The sequence below is a fragment of the Allocatelliglobosispora scoriae genome, from assembly GCF_014204945.1.
Lineage (GTDB): Bacteria > Actinomycetota > Actinomycetes > Mycobacteriales > Micromonosporaceae > Allocatelliglobosispora > Allocatelliglobosispora scoriae.
In genome coordinates this window covers 1,822,942-1,843,860 of sequence record NZ_JACHMN010000002.1, presented here as the reverse complement: position 1 = coordinate 1,843,860, position 20,919 = coordinate 1,822,942, and the positions used below count along the sequence as shown (strand labels likewise).

Genomic DNA, 20,919 nt, shown 5'->3' with positions numbered 1-20,919 from the left:
CTGTAGCGGCGGGCGCCGCCCTAATTCGCGTTGATCAAGGGAAGACTCGCCATCCGGGGTGCCCGATATGCGGCGAGTCTTCCCTTGATCAACGCGAATTTAGCGGGCGGCGACGGCGGCTGCAGCCTCGTCGAAGGCGAGGGCTGCGGCGCCCAGGAGCCCGGCGTCCCTGCCCAGGCGGGCCTCGTGGACTTGGACTCGGCGGACGAAGGGGAGGCCGGCCAGGTCGTTGAGGGCCCGGCGGATGGGGCGGAAGATCAGCGGGCCGGACTGGGCCACCCCGCCGCCGATCACCGCGTCGTCCAGGTCGATCATCGCGGCGGCGGAGACCACGGCAGCCGCTATCGCTCGGCCGGCCCTGGTGAAGGCCTCCCGGGCGATCCGGTCGCCCGACATCGCTGACGCGGCGAGCGAACGCCCGTCGGGCTGGCCGGACCAGCCCTGCTCCTGGGCCCAGCGGACCATGCAGGGCCCGGACGCGATCGCCTCGACGCAGCCGCGCCCGCCGCAGGGGCACGGGCCGCCGTCGAGGTCGACGACGATGTGGCCGATGTGCGCGGCGTTGCCGGTCGGTCCGGGGTGCAGCTTGCCGTCGAGGACGATGCCGCCGCCGACGCCGGTGGAGACGACCATCCCGAGCAGGGCGCGCGAGTCGAATCCGCCGAAGCGGTGCTCGCCGAGCGCCATGCAGTGGCCGTCGCCCGCGAGCACGGCGGGCCGGCCCGGCAGCAGTTCGCGGAGCGCGTCGAGGATGGGGAAGCTCCGCCAGCCGAGGATGTTGACCGGGCTGATCGTGCCCCGGATCAGGTCGACCGGCCCGGCCGAGCCGACGCCGAGCGCGGAGATCATCCGTCCCGGGTCGGCCGCGATGACCCGGCTCGCCAGCGCGAGCAGTTCGTCGGTGAGGGCTCCCGCCTCGGCGGTCCGGGGTGTCGCGACCTCGGCCCTGGTGAGGACGGTGCCGTCGTGGTGGATGAGCGCGGCGGCGAGTTTCGTGCCGCCGACGTCGACCGCCAGCGCCGTCGTCATGCGCGTGCGATGTCGTTGACGCAGCGCAGGACTGGTGCGGTGGTGAGCGCCGCCGCGTCGAGCGTTGCCGAGGTGGTGACGAGGAAGCTCGCCGACTCGCCGGGCAGCAGCGTGATCATCGCGTCGTCGACCTCGGCCGACGGGTCGAGCCGATCGGGGAAGAGGGTCAGGTCCCGCAGGATCGTCTCGGCGGTGACGGTCACCCGATAGCCGGTCGGCACCTGCTGCACGGTGGTGGTGAACCGGGCCGGGGGATAGTCGATCTCCCGATCCTCGGCGAGGAACCACCAGGCGGCGGCGTCGCCGAGCCGGGCCCGCAGCGCCACCCCGCCCGCCGCGATGACCTCGGCCGGGATGTCGAGGCCGGTCACCGCAGCGGGTGCCACGTCGATCTCCAGCTTCGCCGTGGCGAGCGCGGAGCCGTCCAGGGCGTGCGCGGTGACCTCCGCCTGGCCGAGCCAGGCCTCGCCGGTGTCGTTGATCGCGATGAGCCGCCCGCCCGGCTGGATCGTGAGGATCCGGTCGGCGTAGGCGTCGCGCAGGGAATACCACAGTGGCTTGCGGCGGCCGTCGCCGTCGATCGCCGACCACGAGGTGACCGGCCAGCAGTCGTTGAGCTGCCAGACGATGCTCCCCATGCAGTGGGGGCGCAGCGACCGGAAGTGCTCGATCCCGAGCCGGATCGCCCGGGCCTGGTTGAGCTGCGTCAGGTAGTGCCAGTCGTCGAAGTCGCGCGGCGGCGGCAGGTGCGCGTCGAGCGCCCGCTGGAGCTTCCGGTCGCCGTCGGCGGCCTTCTGGTGGTGCCGCATGCCGGGGGAGTCCGGTGCCGGTTCGGCGTCGCTGATCGAGCGGCGCAGGGTGGCGAAGACCGGCGGGGCCTGGAAGCCGTACTCCGCGACGAACCGTGGCTTCTTATCGCGGTAGTGGGTGTAGTCGATCTGGTTCCACACGTCCCAGATGTGCATCGTCCCGTGCGAGGAGTCGTTGGGGTGGATCGCCGGATCGCCGGACCAGGGGCTGCCCGGCCAGTAGAACCGGCCCGGGTCGCGCTCGGCGACGATCGCGGGCAGCAGCTCGTGATAGAAGCCCGCGCCCCAGCTCCGACCGGCGAGCGGCTCCTGCCAGCCCCAGTCGTGGAAGCCCCAGATGTTCTCGTTGTTGCCGGTCCAGAGCACCAGGCTGGGGTGGTGGGCGAGCCGGTCCACATTGTCCCGAGCCTCGGCCGCGACCTCGCTCGCGAAGGGCTCCTCCTCCGGATAGGCCGCGCAGGCGAAGAGGAAGTCCTGGCCGACCAGCAGCCCGCGCTCGTCGGCGAGCTCATAGAAGTCCTCGGACTCGTAGACGCCGCCGCCCCAGACCCGCAGGAAGTTGACGTTGGCGGCGATGGCCTGGTCGAAGCGGCGCGCCAGCCGGTCGCGGGTGACCCGGTCGGCGAACGCGTCGTCCGGGATCCAGTTGACCCCCTTCACGAAGATCGGCACGTCGTTGACGTGCAGGGTGAAGGGCGAGCCATGCTCGTCGGGCGCGGTCTCGACGCGCACCTCGCGCAGGCCGATGCTCCGGCTCCAGTCATCGAGGAGTACGCCGTCGGCCCCGCTCAGGGACACCTGAAGGCGGTGCAGCGGCTGGGCGCCGTAGCCCACCGGCCACCACCGCTGCGCGTCGGCGATCCGCAGCGTGACGACGGCGGTCGTCGCGCCCGGTGCGACGGCCACCGTGCCGCCGGTCTCACCTGTCGTCACGGTCACGGTCACCGGCTCCTCGGTGGCGCGGTCCAGCTCGACGTGCACCTCGACGAGGGCGTCGGGGCCGTCGAAGGTGGCGTGTGGGCGTACCCGGCTGATTCTCGCGACCGACCAGGCGTGCAGGCCGATCGCGCGCCAGATCCCGGCCGTGACCAGGGTCGGACCCCAGTCCCAGCCGAAGTTGCACGCCATCTTCCTAATATATTGATAAGGCTCATCATATGCGCCCGGCCGGTCGCCGACGAGTGCCCGCATCCGTTCGGCGTGGGCGTAGGCCGACGCGAACTCCACCGCGAGCGTGTTGCGCCCCGGCTGGACCGCCGGGCGCAGGTCGAAGCGGTAACGCCGGTGCATGTTGGCGGTGGTGCCGAGCTCGATGCCGTTGAGCGTGAGCGTGGCGACCGTGTCGAGGCCGTCGCAGACCAGGTCGAACCGGTCGGTGCCGAGGTCGTCGGCGTCGAAGGAGGTCTCGTACCGCCAGGCGGTCCGGCCGATCCAGCCCAGGCGAGTCTCGTTGTCGTCCAGGTAGGGGTCCGCGATCAGGCCCTGGGCCAGCAGATCGGTGTGCACACAGCCGGGCACGGAGGCCGGGATGGCCGGTTGCTCCGCCGAGCTGAGTGTCCAACCGTCGTGCAACGGACTAACGGGGCTCAATGCTTCACCGCGCCTTCCATGATTCCGCGAACGATCTGCTTGCCACCGACGAAGAGCATGATCAGCAGTGGCACGGTGGCGAGGAACGCGCCCGCGAGCACCCGCCGGTAGAGCACGTAGTTGCCGCTGGCGAGGTCCGACAGGGCCACCATCGAGGTGGGGAACTCGGTGCCGCCGAGCGTGATCAGCGGCCACTGGAAATCGTTCCAGCTGGTCACGAAGCTGAGCAGGCCGAGAACGGCGAGCGCGGGCCGGATCGCCGGGACCACGATGCTCCAGTAGGTGCGCAGGGTGGTGGCCCCGTCGACACGGGCCGCCTCGATCAGCTCGTCCGGGACCGAGCCGATGATGAACTGCCGCATGTAGAAGACACCGAACGCGTTGACCAGGCCCGGAACGATCACCGCGGCCAGCGTACCGTTCCAGCCGGTCCCGTCTGAGCTGGGCATCTTGCCCATCACGATGTAGAGCGCCACGATGCCGAGCTGGTTGGGGACGGTGAGGGTGAGGATCACGATCACCATCAGCGCGTTGCGGCCCTTGAAGCGCAGCTTGGCGAAGGCGAACCCGGCGAGCGAGCAGAAGAAGAGGACCGAGACCGTGGTGATCGTCGAGACGAAGAAGCTGTTGATCAACGAGGCCGAGAAGTAGACCTCGGAGAGCCCGAACACCTCCCGTACGTTGTCCAGGAAGCGGCTGCCGGGAAGCACCTTCGGCGGGATGTTCGCCAGGTCCGCGTCGGTGCCGGTGGCGATGACGAACATCCAGTAGAGCGGGAACGCGAAGAAGGCGATGATGCCGACGAGCACGACGTAGTTCCAGATGCTGCCGGGGGTGTCCTGCGGTGCCCGGCCCATCAGCAGGGCCCGGCGGTTGCTGCGGGTGCTCACTTCTTCCCACCTCCGACGCGGTTGGTGATGAGGGCGTTGACGATGGCGACGATGACGATGATCAGGAAGAGCGCCCAGGACATGGCTGCGGCGTAGCCGAGATTCAGGTCCTTCCAGCCGACCTTGTAGATCAGCTGGGCGATGGTCTGCCACTCGCCCCGCGCCCCGCCCGTGGCGGCCTGCGGGTTCGGCTCGAAGAGCATCGGCTCGGTGAAGAGCTGCAGGCCGCCGATGGTGGACAGGACCACGGTGAAGATGACGACGGGCCGGATGCCCGGGACGGTGATCTTCCAGAGCTGCTTCCACGGGGAGGCGCCGTCGAGCGCCGAGGCCTCGTAGAGGTCGCGCGGCACGGACTGCATCGCGGCGAGGTAGAGCAGCGCGTTGTAGCCGATCCACTTCCAGTTGACCATGGTGGCGATCGCCAGCCAGGACGACCACTTCTCCGCGCGCCAGTCGACTCCGTCGACGCCGCCGAGCGACAGCACCCAGTTGGCGAGGCCGTACTGCTTGGCGAAGACGACGTCGAAGATGAGGGTCGAGGCGACGACCGGGGTGATGTAGGGCAGCAGGGCGCCGACGCGGAACCAGGTGGTCGCGCGGAGCCGCCGGTTGAGGATGTTCGCGATGATCAGCGCCGCGAAGAGCTGGGGCACCGTCGAGAGCAGGAAGATCCCGAAGGTGTTGCCGAGCGCGTTCCAGAATTCGGTGTCGCCGAAGAGCCTGGTGAAGTTCTCGAAGCCGGCCCAGCCGTCGCGGGTGGGATCGTCCAGCCGCCAGGTCCGCAGGGAGACGGCCCCGTTGAAGATCAGCGGGAAGAGCCCGAAGACCAGGAAGAGCAGGAAGAACGGCGCGATCAGGATGTAGGGCGTATACCGCATGTCGAACCGGTGCAACCGGTCGCGCACGCCGATCTTGGTGGCGGGCATGGGGCCTCCTGGTGAGCACGGACTGAGCACGTCAGTGGGGTGGGCGCTCCTCGCGCAGCGCGCCCACCCCGGTCTGGGAAGGGCTACGCCTTGGCGGCTTCCTTCTCGGCGGCCTTCACGGCCTCGGCCCAGGCATCGGCACTCTTGATGCTCTTGGCCTGGAGGCTGTTCAGCACGTTCTCGACCGCGACCCGGGTCGGGCCGTTCTTCTTGCCCAGATACTGCGGGGTGAGGCCCTCGGCGGTGCCGGCGAAGATCTGGCCGACGGGTGCGTTGCTGAAGAACGGGTTCTTGAAGTCGAGGATCAGCGGGTCCTTGTAGAGGGCGGGCTGCGAGGGCAGGTTGCCGACCTTCTTGAAGACCTCGATCTGCTGCTCCGGCTGGATCAGCCACTCGATGAACTCGTACGCCTCCTTGACGTGCTTGCCCTGCTTGGGGATGGTCAGGAACGAGCCGCCCCAGTTGCCGCCGCCGCCCGGGATCGCGGCGATGTCCCACTTGCCGGCGGTGTCGGGCGCGGTGTTCTTGATGTGGCCCTGCATCCACGCGGGGCAGGCGAGGACGGCGAAGTCGCCCTTGACGAAGCCCGCGTTCCACTCCGGCGACCAGGCCGCGAGGTTGGCCGAGAGGCCGGCGTCGATCGCCTTCACCGAGGTGTCGAAGGCCGCCTTCGGGCCGCCGTCCATCTTCAGCGCCTCGGACTCGTCATAGAAGCCGACGGGCTGCTGGCCGAGGATCGGGTTGAAGATGTTCGTCGCGTTGTCGACGAAGCCCTTCTTGGTCGCCGCCTTGTAGGTCTGGCCGACCTCGATGAACTTGTCCCAGGTGGGCCAGAGCGCGGAGACCGCGGCCCGGTCGGTGGGCAGCCCGGCCGCCTTGAAGAGGTCGGTGCGGTAGCACATGGCGAGGCCGCCGACGTCGGTGCCGAGACCGATCTGGGTCTTGCCGTCGGCCGACAGCGACTGCTTCCACTTCCACGGCAGGTACTTGTCCTGGTACTTGCCGGCGCCGTTGTCGAGCAGGTTGACGAACTTGTCGGCCTGGCCGCGGAACTGGACGATGAAGCCCTCGTCGATCGCCGCGATGTCCGCGGCACCCGAGCCCGCGACGAGCTTCTTCTGCAGGTCCTCGTGCTGGGCGTTGAACTCGCCCGAGTTGAGGACAATCTTGATCTTGGGGTGGGACGCCTCGTACTTCGCCTTGAGGTCGGTGAGGCCGAAATCGCCCCAGAAATTGACCTTCAGCGAGATCTCGCCATCGGCCGTCGACTCGGCGGCCTTACCGCTGCAGGCGACGAGCATCGCCGCGGCGACCGAGCCGACCATGAGGGTACGAATGATTCTTTTCATGCCATCCTCCGACGGATCACATTTCACTGAACCGGGTAAGTGAAGGAGACTGTACGAGCGTGTTACGAACGTGTCAATGGGAGCGCTTCCAGTAGAATGGTCAGGCGTTATGTGATCACTAATTCGGTTCAGCAACCTGCCTATACTTAACCGCACCAGGGGTTTTACGGCCGGCATTGCTACCATGCGCCGGTCTCAGGTGATCACAGGGAGCGCAGCACATGAAGCGACCGACTATCGCGGACATCGCCCGCCAGGCCGGGGTGTCCAAGGGAGCGGTGTCGTACGCGCTCAACGGCCAACCCGGCGTCAGCGAGTCGACCCGGCAACGGATCATCGCGATCGCCACCGAGATCGGGTTCAACCCCAACAGCGCCGCCCGGGCCCTCTCCGGCGCGCCCGCCCGCGCCATCGGGCTCGCACTCTGCCGCCCCGCCCGCACGCTCGGCATGGAACCGTTCTTCATGGAGCTGATCAGCGGCGTCGAGGCCGAGCTCTCGGCGATGTCGTTCGCGCTCACCCTCCAGGTCGTCGCCAACGCCGACGACGAGATCGCCGTCTACCGGCGCTGGTGGGGCGAGCGGCGCGTGGACGGCGTACTCATCTGCGATCTTCGGGTCGACGACCCGCGCGTGCCGGTGCTGGAGGAGCTTCAGCTCCCCGCCGTGGTGATCGGCGGACCCGGGCACACCGGGGCGCTCGCCCACGTCTGGTCCGACGACGCGGCGGCATTGGTCGAGACGATGGAGTACCTCGCCGCCCTCGGCCACCGCCGGATCGCCCGGGTCGGCGGCATGCCCGGCCTGCTGCACACCGAGACGCGGACGGCGGCCTTCGACGCCGTAGCCCGGCGGCTCGGGCTGGCCGAGGCGAGCACGATCGGCGCCGACTACAGCGGCGAGGACGGCACCCGGGCCACCCGGCGCCTGCTCAGCTCGCCGCAGCGGCCCACCGCGATCGTCTACGACAACGACGTGATGGCGATCGCCGGGCTCGCGGTGGCGCAGGAGATGGGGCTCTCGGTCCCCGGCGACCTGTCGATCGTGGCCTGGGACGACTCACCGCTGTGCCGCCTGGTCCACCCGGCCCTGACCGCGCTGGGCCGCGACATCCCCGCTTACGGCTCCCAGTCGGCCCGCACGCTGCTGGACCTGATCGCCGGTGCGGCACCGGCGGGCTACCAGGCCGAGACGGCCCGCCTGACCCCCCGCGGCACGACAGCCCCACCCCGCTAAATCCCCTGAATTTTAATGCTGGACACGCCGGCAAAAGTGCAACAAAGGTCAGGATCGACATCTGGGCCCCAGATGATCCTGACCTTTGTGACGGGTTTACCGGCGTGTCCAGCATTAAAATTCAGGGGAGTGGGCGCGCGGTGGCGTGGTGCGGGTGTGGTTTAGCGGCGGGCCAGGTCGGCGGCGCCGACGATGCCTGCGGTGTTGCCGAGGACTGCGGGGCGGACTTCGGCGATCGGGAGGCGGCCGCGCTGGGCGATCTGCTCGTTGTACGACGACATCGTCGGGCCGAGCAGCAGCTCGCCGGCGTCGATGACACCTCCGCCGACCACGATGATCTGGGGATCCAGGATCTGCACCATGTCGGCGATCGCGACACCGAGCCACGTGCCGCACTGGTGGAACGCGTCGATGGCGACCCGGCAACCGGACTGCGCGGCCTCGGTCACCATCGGACCGGTGATCGCGTTGGCCTCGCCACCGGCGAGGCTCAGCAGCAGGCCGGCGTCACCGGGATCGTTCTTCGCGCCGGTCTGGGCGAAGCGGACCAGGGCGTTGCCGGAGGCGTACTGCTCGATGCAGCCTCGGCGGCCGCAGCCGCAGAGCTGGCCTTCGGGGACCGCCTGGACGTGCCCGAGCTCGGCGGCGATGCCGTGCGCACCGCGGACGAGCTGACCGCCGAGGATGATGCCGCCGCCGATGCCGGTGCCCACGGTGAAGAGCACCATCGAGTCGTCGGCGTCTTCGGCGGCACCGAAGCGGAATTCGGCCCAGGCCGCGACGTTGGCGTCGTTCTCGACGACGACGGGCAGGCCGCCGAGAGCAGCCTCGACCTTGCCGCGCAGGGGCTCATCCCGCCAGGCCAGGTTGGGTGCGAAGAGGACGGTCGACCGGCTCGCGTCGATCCAGCCGGCGGCACCGATGCCGACGCCGGTGACCTCGTGCTGCTCCGTCAGTTCCCGCACGACGTCGACGATGACGTCCAGGGTCTTGGCGACGTCCTCGGCCGGGGTGGCCCGTCGCGTCGTCGCGAGCACCTTCCCGCCCTCGTCCACCACGCCGCCCAGCACTTTCGTGCCGCCGACGTCCACACCGATGGTGAGTGCCACCGACTTACCACCTTGCCCTTGAAACCAACATGAAACAGTTGGTGACACCCTACTCGGGATCAGGCAAAGAGATCTTGTGTACGGCTTTCTTTGGTACCTGCTTGAGACCCTGCTCCGGCCCGGTGGTGACGGTCGTGGATGGATCCTTGGGTACGACCTTCCTGATCGCCTTCTTGGCTATTTTTTTAGCCGGTTTCGGTGGTGTGTCATCACCCGGTTGTGCGGCTTCGTGCGGCGGGGTCGTCGTCGCAGCCCGCCACACGTCGGCGGGCTCGCCGTCGGTCTTGGGCGTGGCGAGATTGCGCATCAGGCCGGCGATGCCGACGGCGAGATCGCCCGCGCCGGTCGCGAGGCGCTCGACGAACTCGGGATCGGGATCCCGGACCGCCTCGATCACCTTGCAGAACGGGCAGACGCAGCAGGCCGGGCTGCCCGTGGCGAGGTCGGGGTGCGCGTTGGCGGCCAGGGTGGCGGCCGCGAGCGCGGCGACGACGAGGCGCTCGGCCTCCTGTCGGGCGGTGCCGGGGTCACCGCTGAACATCAGGCCTGCCCCTCCACGCGCTTCTTGAGGCCGCCCAGGGCAGCATCCATGATCGCCTTCTCGGCCTTGCGCTTGAACATGCCGAGCATGGAGATCGCGAGCTCCACCTCCAGCGTGTAGGTCACCGTGGTGGTCCCGTTGCCGTTGTCGACCAGGTCATAGGCGCCGTTCTGCACCTTCTGCATCTTGGACGGGCGGGCGAGCTGCCATTCGATCCGGGTCAGGTCCTCCGCGTACTCATAGATTGCCGTGTATTCGTCAGAGACCGGGCCGGCGTCCAGGGCGAAGGTCACCTCGGCGGCGTACCCGTCCTCGTACTCGGTGAGCACCTCCACCGAGCGCAGGGCGGTGACCCATTCCGGGTAGGCGGCGAAGTCGCAGATCACCGAAGCGACCTGCTCGGGCGTGGCGTCGATCACGATCGACTGCGTGGAAGAGTCGGCCATAGTTCAGCAGGCTACCGCTGCGGACGACCGCTGGTGGAGCAGGTAGGTTCGAGTCGACGTCACAGTCGGTCGGCGAAGGAGGCACGGTGCGGGAGGTTTCCGTAGCGCCGGTGGTCACGATCAACGCGGGGGACAACCTGACCGATCCGGTCTGGTCCAACGCGCGTACCCATCCGGAGAGCGTCCAGTTCCTCGTGGGTGACTCCGAGATCACGTGCGCTCAGTTCCGTGACGCGGTCGCCGCGCTGGCCAAGGGCCTGATCGCCGCCGGAGTCGGCCCGGGTGACCGGGTGGGGCTGATGAGCCGCACGCGTTACGAGTGGACGCTGATCGACTACGCGGTCTGGTCCTGCGGCGCGGTGACGGTCCCCGTCTACGAGACCTCCAGCGCCGAGCAGGTGGCCTGGATCCTCGCCGACTCGGGCGCCGTGGCGTGTTTCGCCGAGAGCACCGACCACGCCGAGACGATCCGGGCCTCCTCGCCGGCCGCCGCGAAGGTCTGGACGATCGACGCCGGCGACCTCGACCGGCTCGTCGAGAACGGCACGGCGGTCGCCGAGGAGGAGGTCGAGGACCGGCGCCGGTCGCTCGGCGCCGAGGATGTCGCGACGATCATCTATACCAGTGGCACCACGGGACGGCCGAAGGGCTGCGTGCTCACCCACCGCAACCTGCTCGCCGACATCTCCAACGCCATCCCCGAGCTCGGCATCCTCTTCCACGAGGGCGCCACGACGCTGCTCTTCCTGCCGCTGGCGCACGCCTTCGCCCGGCTGCTACAGCTCGGTGCCGTGCAGGCCCGGGTCAAGACCGCGTTCGCGCCCGACGTGAAGAACCTCATCGCCGACTTCGCCCGGATCCGGCCGACCTTCATCCTCGGCGTGCCGCGGGTCTTCGAGAAGGTCTACAACTCGGCCCGGCAGAAGGCGCACGGCGAGGGCAAGGGCAAGATCTTCGACGCGGCCGAGGCGACCGCCATCGCGTACTCGACGGCGCTGCAGAAGCCCGGCGGACCCGGACTCGCGCTGCGAGCCCGGCACAAGCTCTTCGACCTGCTCGTCTTCGGCAAGCTGCGGGCCGCGCTCGGCGGCCGCTGCACCGCGGCCATCTCCGGCGGCGCGCCGCTCGGCGCGCGCCTGGGCCACTTCTACCGAGGTCTAGGGCTTTCGATCTTCGAGGGGTACGGGCTGACGGAGACCTCACCGGCGATCACGTTCAACCGGGAGAGCGGCACCCGTATCGGCACCGTCGGGCAGCCCCTGCCCGGGGTCACCGTGCGGATCGCCGACGATGGCGAGATCCTGGTGCGCGGCGATATCGTCTTTGGTGAATACTGGCACAATCCGCAAGCGACAGCCGACGCACTCGTCGACGGCTGGTTCCACACCGGGGATCTCGGCAGCCTTTCCGACGACGGCTTCCTGAGCATCACCGGGCGCAAGAAGGAGATCATCGTGACGGCCGGCGGCAAGAACGTCGCGCCGGCGGTGCTGGAGGACCGGGTTCGGGCACACCCGCTGGTCAGCCAGTGCGTGGTGATCGGCGACGGTAAACCGTTCATCGCCGCCCTCGTCACCGTCGACGAGGAGGCATTGCCGAAGTGGCTGGAAGGGCAGGGACGCACCATGGTCGACCCTGCCGCGCTGCGGGACGATCCCGCCCTGCGCGCGGAGATCCAGACCGCTGTCGACGATGCCAACAGGGCGGTCTCCAAGGCCGAGGCGATCCGTGTCTTCCGTCTCCTTCCGCGCGACTTCACCGAAGCCACCGGCGAGTTGACCCCTTCCCTCAAGGTCAAGCGCGCCGTCGTGATCAAGGAGTACTCCGACGAGATCGAAGCGATCTACCCAGCCTGACCGGAGCCGGACCCCCGGCCGGGCCCGCAACGCCGCACTGATCGCCGGTGTGGTGCGCCTCGCGCTGCTCACCCTGGTGGCGGCGCTGACGGTGCTCGTCGCGGGGGTCGGCCAGCTCGTCTGGATCGGCGCGCTCGCCGTCGCCGGACTCCCGACCCTGTTCATGCCCCGGCATCGCGTCATCGCGCCGCTCGGGCGCCTCGCCGAGGTGCTGCTCATCGCGGTGGGCGCCAGTTACATCGCGGGCGCGGCGGTCGACGCGGGCACCTTCACCTCGGGTGTCGGCGCGGGTGCCCTGCTGCCCTACCTCGCCGTCCCGCTCACCGCCGCGGCCTTCTACGGCCACCGGTTCGAAGCCGGAGCGCTGCTCCTCGCCGCGACGATCGGCCTCGGTACGGCGGGGGCCTTCATCCACGTCGACGGCGTGCGGCTGATCGACTCGCCTGGCTACCTCGCGATCTGCGCGCAGTGGCTGGTCCTGGTGACCCTCGGCACGCTCACCAGCGGTGCCCTCCAGCGCGCGGTGCTGGCCCGCAGGTCCGTCCCGCAGCCCTACGCGGAGGCGACCCGCCTGCTGACCCAGCTGCGCACGGTGGCCCGCCAGCTGCCCGGCGCCACCCTGGACCCCGGCGGCATCGCCGAGCACCTGATCGACGAGGTCCGCACCGTGACCAAGTCGGACCGGGCGGCCGTCCTCACCGCCAGCGGCGGCGGTCGGCTGATGGTGCTCGCCCAGTCGGGTCTCGGTCTCGACGGCAGCGATCGCAGCGACTGGGAGACGACGCTCGACACCGACTCGGCGATCGCGGAGGCGTGGGCGAGCCAGCTCTCGCAGATCTCCAGCCGGTCCCAGACGATCCGGCGTACGGCGGCGGCGCCCGGCACCAGCAGCGAGGTGAGTGCCCTGGTGGTGCCGCTCGTGGCGGGTGTGCGTACAGTCGGGCTCCTCGTCCTGGAGCTCGACGCGGCCGGCGGTTTCCCGCCCAACGCGGCGGCGCGACTGCGCTCGGTGGCCGACCCGGCCGCCCTGCGGCTGGAAGCGGCGCTGCTCTTCGACGAGGTTCGCTCGCTCGCGACCAACGAGGAGCGCCAACGCCTCGCCCGTGAAATTCACGACGGAGTGGCTCAGGAGCTGGTCATGGTGGGTTACGGGATCGACAACGCGCTCGCGACGCTGCCCGAGGAGGGATCGGAGACCACCGAGACCGAACTGCGCGCGCTGCGGGCCGAGGTGACTCGGGTGATCACCGAACTTCGATTGAGTCTCTTCGAGTTGCGCAGTGAAGTTGAGCGTCATGGGGGATTGACGGCTGCAATCGCCGAATTTGCCCGTATCGTGGGGGCTTCGGCCGGACTGCGAGTTCATTTGTCGCTCGACGACTCGCCGGCCCGTCTGCCCGCCGCCACCGAGGCTGAGCTGCTGAGAATCGCCCAGGAGGCGATCACCAACGCTCGCAAGCACGCGGGGGCCACGAACCTGTGGGTGACCTGTTCCGTCGACCCGCCAAACGCCCAAATCGAAGTGTCGGACGACGGACAGGGAATCGCTGACCAGCGAGTTGACGGACACTACGGTATTGCGATCATGAAAGAGAGAGCGGAACGTATCCGAGGCAGGCTGGAGATTCGCCCGCGTCACCCGCACGGAACAACCGTCGCGGTGGTGTTGGGTTCCTCCGGTCGGCGCGATAACGTGTGAGCGCTCAACCAACAGCGCTCGAAGAAGGGGAGAGCATGTCGACCAGCACCGTACCGACAGGCCGCACCAAGGTGTTGCTCGTCGACGACCACGACCTGATCCGAAAGGGTCTCCGGCACGCATTCGAGCGTGACCGCCAGTTCGAGGTCGTTGGCGAGGCTGGGACTGCGGCCGAGGCGGTGCGCCAAGCCGGCGCCCTGCAGCCCGATGTCGTGATCATGGACCTCCGCCTGCCGGACGGCAGCGGACTCGAGGCGACCCGCGCCCTGCGCAAGGGCAGCGCCACCATGGGCATCGTCGTCCTCACCATGTATGCGGGAGATGACCAGCTCTTCGGAGCGCTGGAGGCCGGTGCGAGCGCCTTCGTGCCGAAGACCGCGCCCGCCGACGAGGTCGTCGCCGCCGCCCGCCACGCCGCCTCCGCGCCGTCCGCCTTCACCGCCGCCGACCTCGCCGAGGCGATGAAGCGTCGGCTGGCCCCGGCCGGACCGCAGCTCTCGCCCCGCGAGGGCCAGGTGCTGCGGCTGCTCGCCGACGGCATGAGCGTCAATGGCATCGCCAAGCAGCTCTTCGTCAGCGAGTCCACGGCGAAGACGCACATCTCGAAGCTCTACGAGAAGCTCGGCGCGGCCAACCGTGCCCAGGCGCTCATGACCGCACTTCGGCTCGGCCTTCTCGAGGCCCCTGACGCGCCGAAGTTCTGATGGGGCGGCACCACTCGTCACCGCTGGAAACGGTGGTGGACTGGCGGGAAGACCGCCTGGCCGCCGCGCGCACCGGTGACAATCCGATGCTCATGGCCAAGATGCGCAGCGGTTTCGCGGTCTTCGGCGACACCCAGCACCTGCCGGGTTACTGCGTACTCATCTCCGATGTGGATGATGCCGACCACCTGACGGACCTCAGTCGCGAGCAGCGGCTCGAGTTCCTCACGGACCTCTCCCTCCTGGGTGAGGTGGTCTTCAACGTCTGCTCGGGGCAGGATCCGGCGTTCCTGCGGATCAACTACGAGGTGTTGGGCAACAGCTACCACCACCTGCACGGACATGTGCACGCCAGGTACTACTGGGAGTCCGGCGAGTTCCGGGGGGTGCCGGTGTGGCGTTACCCCGACAGCGACCGGTTCGCTCCCGAGCACGACGCGACCAGCTCTCCGGCGGCGGACAAGCACGAGGCACTCCGCGACGCCATCACCGCCGAACTGCACCGGGTCATCACCACGGCCTACTGATCACGGTTTATTGATCGAAGCCTCCGCGGGCGAGCCCGCCGGAGGCTTCGATCTTTATACGACTGCTCCGTCGTCGGGGAGCTCTGGCTCGTCGTCGCCGCCGGGGCGCAGGCGGCTGATCAGCAGGGCGACGCCCGCGACGGTGACCGTGACGCCCGCGAGCAGGTTGGCGCTCGATCCCACGGAGGGCAGCAGGTTGCCTTTGATGATCATGAACACGCCGAAGACGGTGATGAGCGCGCCGAAGACCGCCGGGGCGGAGATGCGCGGGAGTGGCTGCGGCTCGGGCCGGACGAAGGGCTGGCCGTCGTCGGGCAGATCCGCGCCGAACGTGTCGAGCCCCTCCAGCAGCGACGGCCCGTGCGGATCAGCGCGCGGGTCGTGGTTGAGGATGGGTCCACCGGCCGGCCAGATGGGCCCGGTCGCGGGCGTCGTGCCGACGCTCTCGACGGGGACATCCTCGCTGGCGTGCCACGAGGCCTTGTCGGGCTCGATGGGGGTGTCAAAGCCCGCAACGATCTCGGCAAAGGCCGCATCGACCTGTTCCGAGGATCGACCGTCCGGATCGCCGACCGTTGGCACAGTGCTTCCTCCTCGCCGAGTGAATGGGTTGCCGCTCCATCGTGACACGCTCCGGGGCTCGGTGGGGAGTGCGTTGTGGCACGGCGTGCCCTCCTCCTAGGCTCTACGCCAAGGTTCGCAATATCGCCACCGACGCGCTCGGGAAGGACACCAGTGCTCTACTGGCTGCTCAAGTACGTCATCCTTGGCCCTGTCCTGCGGTTGATCTTCAGGCCGCAGGTCGAAGGCCGTGACAATGTCCCGTCCACCGGTCCGGTGATTCTCGCCAGCAACCACCTCTCCTTCTCCGATTCGATCTTCATGCCGCTGATGGTGCGCCGCCGCGTCACCTTTGTCGCGAAGGCGGAATATTTCACCGGCAAGGGGATCAAGGGCTGGTTGACGAAGCTCTTCTTCGTCGGCACCGGCTGCATCCCGGTCGACCGCTCCGGCGGGCGGGCGGCGCAGGCCGCCCTCGACACCCAGCTCCGCGTGCTGCGCCAAGGCGAGGTGGCCGGCATCTACCCCGAGGGGACGCGGTCGCCCGACGGCCGCCTCTACCGGGGCAAGACCGGCGTGGCCCGGCTGGCGCTGGAGAGCGGTGCCGTGGTGATCCCGGTGGCGATGCTCAACGCCGACGAGGTCCAGCCGCCCGGCAAGCTCATCCCGAAGATCATGCGGGTCAAGATCCGGTTCGGGACGCCGCTGGACTTCAGCCGCTACGAGGGGCTCGCGGGGGACCGGTTCATCGAGCGCGCGGTCACCGACGAGATCATGTATGAGCTGATGGAGCTCTCCGGCCGGGAGTACGTCGACACCTACGCGGTGAAGGCGAAGGCCGCCGCCCCGGTGGTGCCGGTCCCGGCCTGACCTCCGTGCTCAGCCGCCCAGGAGCCGTGGGGCTGCGTTGCGCTCGACGAAGCCGCGCAGCTCCGCCAGGATCGGCCCGGCCCGGTCCGCGCCGTTGGTGATGCCGGAGAAGCTCCGTGCGGCCGCCCAGAGCGCCAGTGCGCGGTCGCTGGCGTTGCCGATGGCCCGGTAACCGTCGGCGGCCGCCAGGTGGCACTCGGCCGATGTGAGGCCGTTGGAGAGGGCGCCCTCGGTCGTCGCCAGGGCCGCCGAGACCCACAGGGTGCGCCGGGCCGACCGCTCCAGCATGTCGCGCACCTTCCGGGCCGCCCGGCGATCGAGCAGCGAACCGGTGTGCGCGGCGGCGGCGACCCACTCGCCGGTCGCGATCATGCGGGTGGCGGACCAGTCCTCGTCCAGCTCGTCGAGGAGGTCCCGAGCCTCGTCCTTGCGGCCCTGGAGCACCCGGCAGAGCGCCGCGTGGGCGACGGTCGAGCGCAGGATGCGGTGGAAGCCGGAGCGGCGGGCCGCGAGGATCGCCTCGGCGACCGGATCGTTCTCGGCCGGGTCCAGCTCACCCCGCAGCACCCGGATCCAGGCGGCGAGGGTCACCGTGTGCAGGTCCCACTCGACCGTGGGGCGGCGCATCGCGGCGGCGGTCGCGGTGATCGTCGTCGACCAGTCCCCGGCCATGTACGCCGTCTGCGCCTCCTCGACATAGGAGGTGGCGAGGCTGGTGCCGCCGACGGCGGCCGTCCGCCGCTGCTCGTTGATGATCGCGTTGGACCCGGCGAGGTCGCCCTCCTCCTGCCGGGCGTAGGCGAGGTTGTGCGCGGCCCGCCGCCAGCTCGTGAGCTGCTGGACCTTGCAGTACTCCGCGACCTCGGTCAGCTCCGCCAAACCCTCCTCGCCGCCCGCCAGGTAGGTCGAGAGCCCGGCGGTGATCCGGGCGTTGGCCCGCACCTCGACGAGGTTGAGCCGGTCGGCGATCTCCGCGGCCCGTTGCGCGGCCGACATCGCCTCGGCGGTCTCGTAGTCGAACATACGCACCCGGGCGAGCTCCAGCAGCGCCTCGGCCTTCTCCGCGCTGTCGGGCAGCCGCGAATAGCGCCGGGCCGCCTCGTCGAGCCACTGCAGCGCCAGGATGCGGTCGGCCCGCGACCAGGCGGCGGTGCCGAGCAGCGTGCAGGCGCGGGCGGCACCGGCCTCCTCGCCCGCACCGGCGAGCGCCTCCACCAGCTCGGCGAGCCGTTTGGCCCCGCCGTCGGTGAGGAAGGCGTCGCGATCGCGGTAGAGGGCGAGCTCGGCGGCGAAGAGCTCGAGCACCAGGTCGGGTTCGAGGCGCAGGCTCAGCGCCCGGGTGACGAGCGTGACGGCGGCGTCGAGGGCGTGCAGCGAGTAGGCACGCCGGGCGGCCCGGTGCAGCGCCACCCGGGCGGCGGGGGCGTGCGGCGTCGGGTCGTGGCCCAGCGTCCGGGCGATCTCGTGCGCTGCCCAGCGGTGGTTGGCGAGCACCTCGGCGAGGTCGGTGGAGCGGCCCTCGCTGACCCGTTCGAGCCAGTCGGCGGCGCGCTGGTGGCGGACGACGCGCTCGGCCCGGGGCAGCCGCTGATAGCAGACGTCGCGGACCAGGACGTGGCGGAAGCCGTACTCCGGCTCGTCGGCCATGACCGAGGCCGGGTGCTCGACGACGAGATCGCGCTGCTCCAGCCGGTGCAGGGCACGGGCGGCGGACTCCGTGCTGATGCCGACCGCCATGCCGATCGCGCTGGGCCAGAACTGGCTGCCGATGACGGCCGCGGCCTGCAGCACCGCGCGGTCGGTCAGCTCCAGCAGGTCGAGCCGGTTGGCGATGACGGCCTGCACCGTCTGCGGCATCGGCGCCGTCTCGTCGGTGTCGACCGTCCAGGACGGGCCGGTCGGGCGCAGCTCGCCGCGCTCGACGAGCATCCGGACGTACTCGTGGGCGTAGAGGGGGTTGCCGCCGGCCAGCTCGACCAGCGGACCCAGGCCGGTCGAGGGCACCACGGCCTGGCCGAACATCTGCGAATACATCGTGTTGATGTCGCTGTCGCGCATCGGGCCCAGGGAGATCGACATCGCACCGGTGACGGCGCTGGTCCAGCTCGGGTGGCGCTCGCGCAGCTCAGGGCGGGAGGTCGCGATGACGAGCAGCGGCAGGCCCTGGCCCGCACCGCAGAGCATCTCGACGAAGCGCAGCATCGCCTCGTCGGCCCAGTGCATGTCCTCGAAGACGAGCACGGTCGGCCCGGTGCCCGCCATGAGCTGCAGGAACCGCCGCCAGGACGACTCGGTCTCGGCGGGGGAGAGCCGGGTGCCGGGCAGGCCGAGCAGCGGGCCCAGCGCCTCGGCGAGACGCGCCGCCTCCTGCGTGTTGGTGAGCGCCCGCAGCGCCTCGTCCAGCCGGGTCTGCGCGCGGGTGTCGTCGTCGGTGTCGAGGATGCCGACCTGCGTCTTCACGATCTCGGCGAGCGCGGCGTAGGTGACGTTCTCCCCGAAGGGCGGGCAGTGCCCGACCCGCCAGCGCACCGGGGTGCCGGGCAGCCGGGTGGCGTAGCGGGAGAGTTCGCGCAGCAGGCGGCTCTTGCCGATGCCGGCGGTGCCGAAGACCGTGATGAGCTGCGGCGTGCGGTCGGCGATCGTGCGGTGCAGCGCGTTGGTGAGCAGACCGCGCTCGTGGTCGCGGTCGACCATCGGCGTCGACTCGTCGCGCTCGCCGACCCGGGTCATCCGGGCGGCCTTCGCCAGCCAGACCTGGCTCGCCGACGTGCGCCCGCGCAGCACCACGGACGGCTGCTCGGAGTAGTCGATCTCGTCCCGGGTCGCGTCGTAGGTCCGCTCGTCGACGAGCACCCCGCCGGGCGGCGCCTCGGCCTGCAGACGGGCCGCCGTGTTGACGACGTCGCCGGCGACGATCGCCTGGCCGCCGTCGTGGGCGGCCGCGATGTCGACCAGGGCCTCACCGGAGGCGACACCCACCCGGAAGGCGAGATCGGCGGTCTGGCTGCTCTTGTGCCGCCCCAGCACCCGCTGGAGCTCCAGCCCCGCCCGGACGCCGCGCAGGGCGTCGTTCTCCGTGGCGATGGGGGCGCCGAAGATCGCCATGACCGCGTCGCCGATGTACTTCTCGACCACGCCGCCGTACTGCCGGATGACCTGCCGGACCATGGAGAAGTATTCGTGCTGGGTGGAGCGCACCTGCTCCGGATCGGCCAATTCAGCGAAACCGGTGAATCCGACCATATCCACGAAGAGCACGCTGACGTGGCGCCGATCCTCCCTCGGGCCACTGGGCAGCGTCTCGCCGAGCCTGCTGCCGCAATGTGTACAGAAGGTGGCCCCGGGCGTTCCCTGTCGTCCACACTGGAGGCACGCGGCGGCCAGGTTGGAGCCGCAGCCACCACAGAAGCTGTCCTCCGGACCGGCCGCACGGGAGCAGTTCGGGCAGGGACGGGAAATGGTAATTCTCCTCTGGGTCGAGGGAACGGTCTGCGCGTCACTGGGTGTCCCAGTATCCGCGATCCTCGCCCGGAGGAAAAGGCCAGGTGCGGGCCAGTCTCGGCCAGCTGTAGCCAAGCCGACAGTGCGACGGCAGCGGAAAGATGGCCTGGTGGCTAAAGTCTTGCCCTACCGACTTACCCAGTCGGGTAACAATCTGCGAGGAGGATCGCGGTGCTGGTGCGACTAGCGGTGTCCTGGACCGATCCGTTCGGGATCGCCCACGACGCGGGCGAGGTCGTCGACATCGACGCGGTCACCCTCGCCGAGCTTGAGGAGCGAGGCGTGGTCGACAACCTGGACGGCGGGCCCGAAGAGGCCGTCGAAGAAGCCCAGCCGGAGTGGCTCGGACCGGGCGTCGCCGAGGAAGAGCCCGGTTGGCTCGGACCCGGTGCGGCCGAAGAGGAAGCCGCTGACGAGGCTTCGGAGTAGTCGGCCTGACCGTGACCATGGTCGCGATCGCGCGTGAATGCGCGCCCGATTTTCGAGATGCCCGGGACGGGCATCTCGAAAATCGGAGGCTAGGAGCGCCCGCGCTCCTCCAAGCGGTTAGCGGTCGGCCATACCCGCGCGGCGGCGCAGCGCCGAGACATCGGTGACCACGATGCGACGGCCCTCGGTGCGCAGCCACCCACGGCTGGCGAAGGATCCGATCGCCTGGTTGACGCTCTGCCGGGAACCGCCCGCCATCTCGGCGAGCTGGCTCTGGTTGAGCTCGATGGTGATCATCGGCGCCTGGCTCTCCCCGGCGAGCCGCACCAGGGTCTTGGCGACCCGGCCCGGCAGATCGAGGAAGACGTGGTCGGCGTTCTGCTCGGTGAGACGACGGATCAGCGCACCCAGCGACCGCATGACGGCGTCGAGGATCCGCGGGTTGGAGTGCACCAGCTCCATGAAGGCGCCCCGGCTGAGCGCGAGCGCGGTGCAGTCCTCGATCGCCTCGGCGGAGAGCGACCGTGGTGAGCCATCCAAAAGGGACACCTCGCCCAAAACGTCAGGCGGGCGCAGCACCGACAGCACGGCACGTTCGCCGGTCGGTGCGGTGCGGAAGACCGCGACGCTGCCACGCTTGAGCACGATGAGCGACTCGCCCGGGTCGTTCTCCACGAAGAGAAGCTGGCCCCTGCGATAGCTGCGCGGCACGGAGGCGGCGATCACCCGTTGCCGCGCCTCCTGCTCCAGACCGGCGAACATCTCGACGCCGGTCAGTGCATCTGCGGGCTCCGGAAGCCGTATCTCCACGGCTCTACCCCTCCCCGTCTCCCACCCCGAAAACG

At 69.7% G+C, this 20,919-nt stretch carries 18 protein-coding genes; 7 read left to right on the top strand and 11 right to left on the bottom strand.

Features of this window, described 5'->3' with window-relative positions; genetic code table 11:
* Nucleotides 1-99: 99 nt before the first annotated feature.
* From F4553_RS13935 to F4553_RS13915, 5 genes are all read right to left on the bottom strand, one after another.
* Nucleotides 100-1,029, bottom strand: a complete 930-nt coding sequence (locus F4553_RS13935) for an ROK family protein (RefSeq protein ID WP_184836097.1) — start codon at nt 1,027-1,029, stop codon at nt 100-102.
* Nucleotides 1,026-3,356, bottom strand: a complete 2,331-nt coding sequence (locus F4553_RS13930) for a glycoside hydrolase family 2 protein (RefSeq protein WP_312875204.1) — start codon at nt 3,354-3,356, stop codon at nt 1,026-1,028. Before F4553_RS13930 ends, F4553_RS13935 begins: the two co-directional genes overlap by 4 nt.
* Nucleotides 3,357-3,424: 68 nt before the next feature.
* Complete coding sequence (locus tag F4553_RS13925; RefSeq protein WP_184840727.1) at nt 3,425-4,285, bottom strand: carbohydrate ABC transporter permease; 861 nt, start codon at nt 4,283-4,285, stop codon at nt 3,425-3,427.
* A gap of 29 nt (nt 4,286-4,314) precedes the next feature.
* The gene (locus tag F4553_RS13920; protein WP_184836094.1) at nt 4,315-5,247 is read right to left on the bottom strand and encodes a carbohydrate ABC transporter permease; all 933 of its coding nucleotides are present in this window, start codon (nt 5,245-5,247) and stop codon (nt 4,315-4,317) included.
* Between the two features lie 83 nt (nt 5,248-5,330).
* Nucleotides 5,331-6,596 (bottom strand): ABC transporter substrate-binding protein, encoded by a 1,266-nt coding sequence (locus tag F4553_RS13915; protein WP_184836091.1) that lies wholly within the window; start codon nt 6,594-6,596, stop codon nt 5,331-5,333.
* Between the two features lie 221 nt (nt 6,597-6,817).
* Here F4553_RS13915 and F4553_RS13910 point away from each other — a divergent pair, with 221 nt between their 5' ends.
* Nucleotides 6,818-7,831, top strand: a complete 1,014-nt coding sequence (locus tag F4553_RS13910; RefSeq protein WP_184836089.1) for a LacI family DNA-binding transcriptional regulator — start codon at nt 6,818-6,820, stop codon at nt 7,829-7,831.
* Between the two features lie 161 nt (nt 7,832-7,992).
* On the opposite strand, the gene F4553_RS13905 is transcribed toward F4553_RS13910, so the two are convergent.
* From F4553_RS13905 to F4553_RS13895, 3 genes are read right to left on the bottom strand one after another with little or no spacing between them, the layout of a single operon-like run.
* Nucleotides 7,993-8,940 (bottom strand): ROK family glucokinase, encoded by a 948-nt coding sequence (locus F4553_RS13905; protein WP_184836088.1) that lies wholly within the window; start codon nt 8,938-8,940, stop codon nt 7,993-7,995.
* Nucleotides 8,941-8,989: 49 nt separating this feature from the next.
* Nucleotides 8,990-9,481 (bottom strand): hypothetical protein, encoded by a 492-nt coding sequence (locus F4553_RS13900; RefSeq protein WP_184836086.1) that lies wholly within the window; start codon nt 9,479-9,481, stop codon nt 8,990-8,992.
* Entirely contained in the window at nt 9,481-9,927 is a 447-nt protein-coding gene (locus tag F4553_RS13895) for an SRPBCC family protein (RefSeq protein WP_184836084.1), read from the bottom strand. The genes F4553_RS13900 and F4553_RS13895 overlap by 1 nt, the downstream gene beginning before the upstream one ends.
* 86 nt (nt 9,928-10,013) lie before the next feature.
* Between F4553_RS13895 and F4553_RS13890 the strand changes: the two genes are divergently transcribed.
* Genes F4553_RS13890 through F4553_RS13875 form a run of 4 tightly spaced genes read left to right on the top strand, consistent with a single transcriptional unit; the run spans nt 10,014 to nt 14,713 of the window.
* The gene (locus F4553_RS13890; RefSeq protein ID WP_184836082.1) at nt 10,014-11,783 is read left to right on the top strand and encodes an AMP-dependent synthetase/ligase; all 1,770 of its coding nucleotides are present in this window, start codon (nt 10,014-10,016) and stop codon (nt 11,781-11,783) included.
* 40 nt (nt 11,784-11,823) lie between these two features.
* Nucleotides 11,824-13,482 carry a sensor histidine kinase gene (locus F4553_RS13885; RefSeq protein ID WP_376776266.1) on the top strand — a complete coding sequence of 553 codons (1,659 nt, stop codon included), beginning with the start codon at nt 11,824-11,826 and terminating at the stop codon, nt 13,480-13,482.
* 35 nt (nt 13,483-13,517) lie between these two features.
* Nucleotides 13,518-14,186, top strand: a complete 669-nt coding sequence (locus F4553_RS13880; protein WP_184836080.1) for a response regulator transcription factor — start codon at nt 13,518-13,520, stop codon at nt 14,184-14,186.
* Between the two features lie 35 nt (nt 14,187-14,221).
* The gene (locus F4553_RS13875; RefSeq protein WP_312875202.1) at nt 14,222-14,713 is read left to right on the top strand and encodes an HIT family protein; all 492 of its coding nucleotides are present in this window, start codon (nt 14,222-14,224) and stop codon (nt 14,711-14,713) included.
* A gap of 54 nt (nt 14,714-14,767) precedes the next feature.
* Here the strand turns inward: F4553_RS13875 and F4553_RS13870 are convergent, their stop codons facing one another.
* Nucleotides 14,768-15,295: a hypothetical protein gene (locus F4553_RS13870; RefSeq protein WP_184836076.1), complete on the bottom strand. Its 528-nt coding sequence runs from the start codon at nt 15,293-15,295 to the stop codon at nt 14,768-14,770.
* 153 nt (nt 15,296-15,448) lie between these two features.
* On the opposite strand from F4553_RS13870, the gene F4553_RS13865 reads away from it, so the two are divergent.
* Nucleotides 15,449-16,144 (top strand): lysophospholipid acyltransferase family protein, encoded by a 696-nt coding sequence (locus F4553_RS13865; RefSeq protein WP_184836074.1) that lies wholly within the window; start codon nt 15,449-15,451, stop codon nt 16,142-16,144.
* Nucleotides 16,145-16,153: 9 nt separating this feature from the next.
* Here F4553_RS13865 and F4553_RS13860 read toward each other — a convergent pair whose 3' ends face one another.
* Entirely contained in the window at nt 16,154-19,603 is a 3,450-nt protein-coding gene (locus F4553_RS13860; protein ID WP_376776265.1) for an AAA family ATPase, read from the bottom strand.
* 213 nt (nt 19,604-19,816) lie between these two features.
* Between F4553_RS13860 and F4553_RS13855 the strand changes: the two genes are divergently transcribed.
* Nucleotides 19,817-20,074: a hypothetical protein gene (locus F4553_RS13855; RefSeq protein WP_184836072.1), complete on the top strand. Its 258-nt coding sequence runs from the start codon at nt 19,817-19,819 to the stop codon at nt 20,072-20,074.
* 117 nt (nt 20,075-20,191) lie between these two features.
* On the opposite strand, the gene F4553_RS13850 is transcribed toward F4553_RS13855, so the two are convergent.
* Complete coding sequence (locus F4553_RS13850) at nt 20,192-20,884, bottom strand: Crp/Fnr family transcriptional regulator (RefSeq protein WP_184836070.1); 693 nt, start codon at nt 20,882-20,884, stop codon at nt 20,192-20,194.
* Nucleotides 20,885-20,919 lie beyond the last annotated feature (35 nt).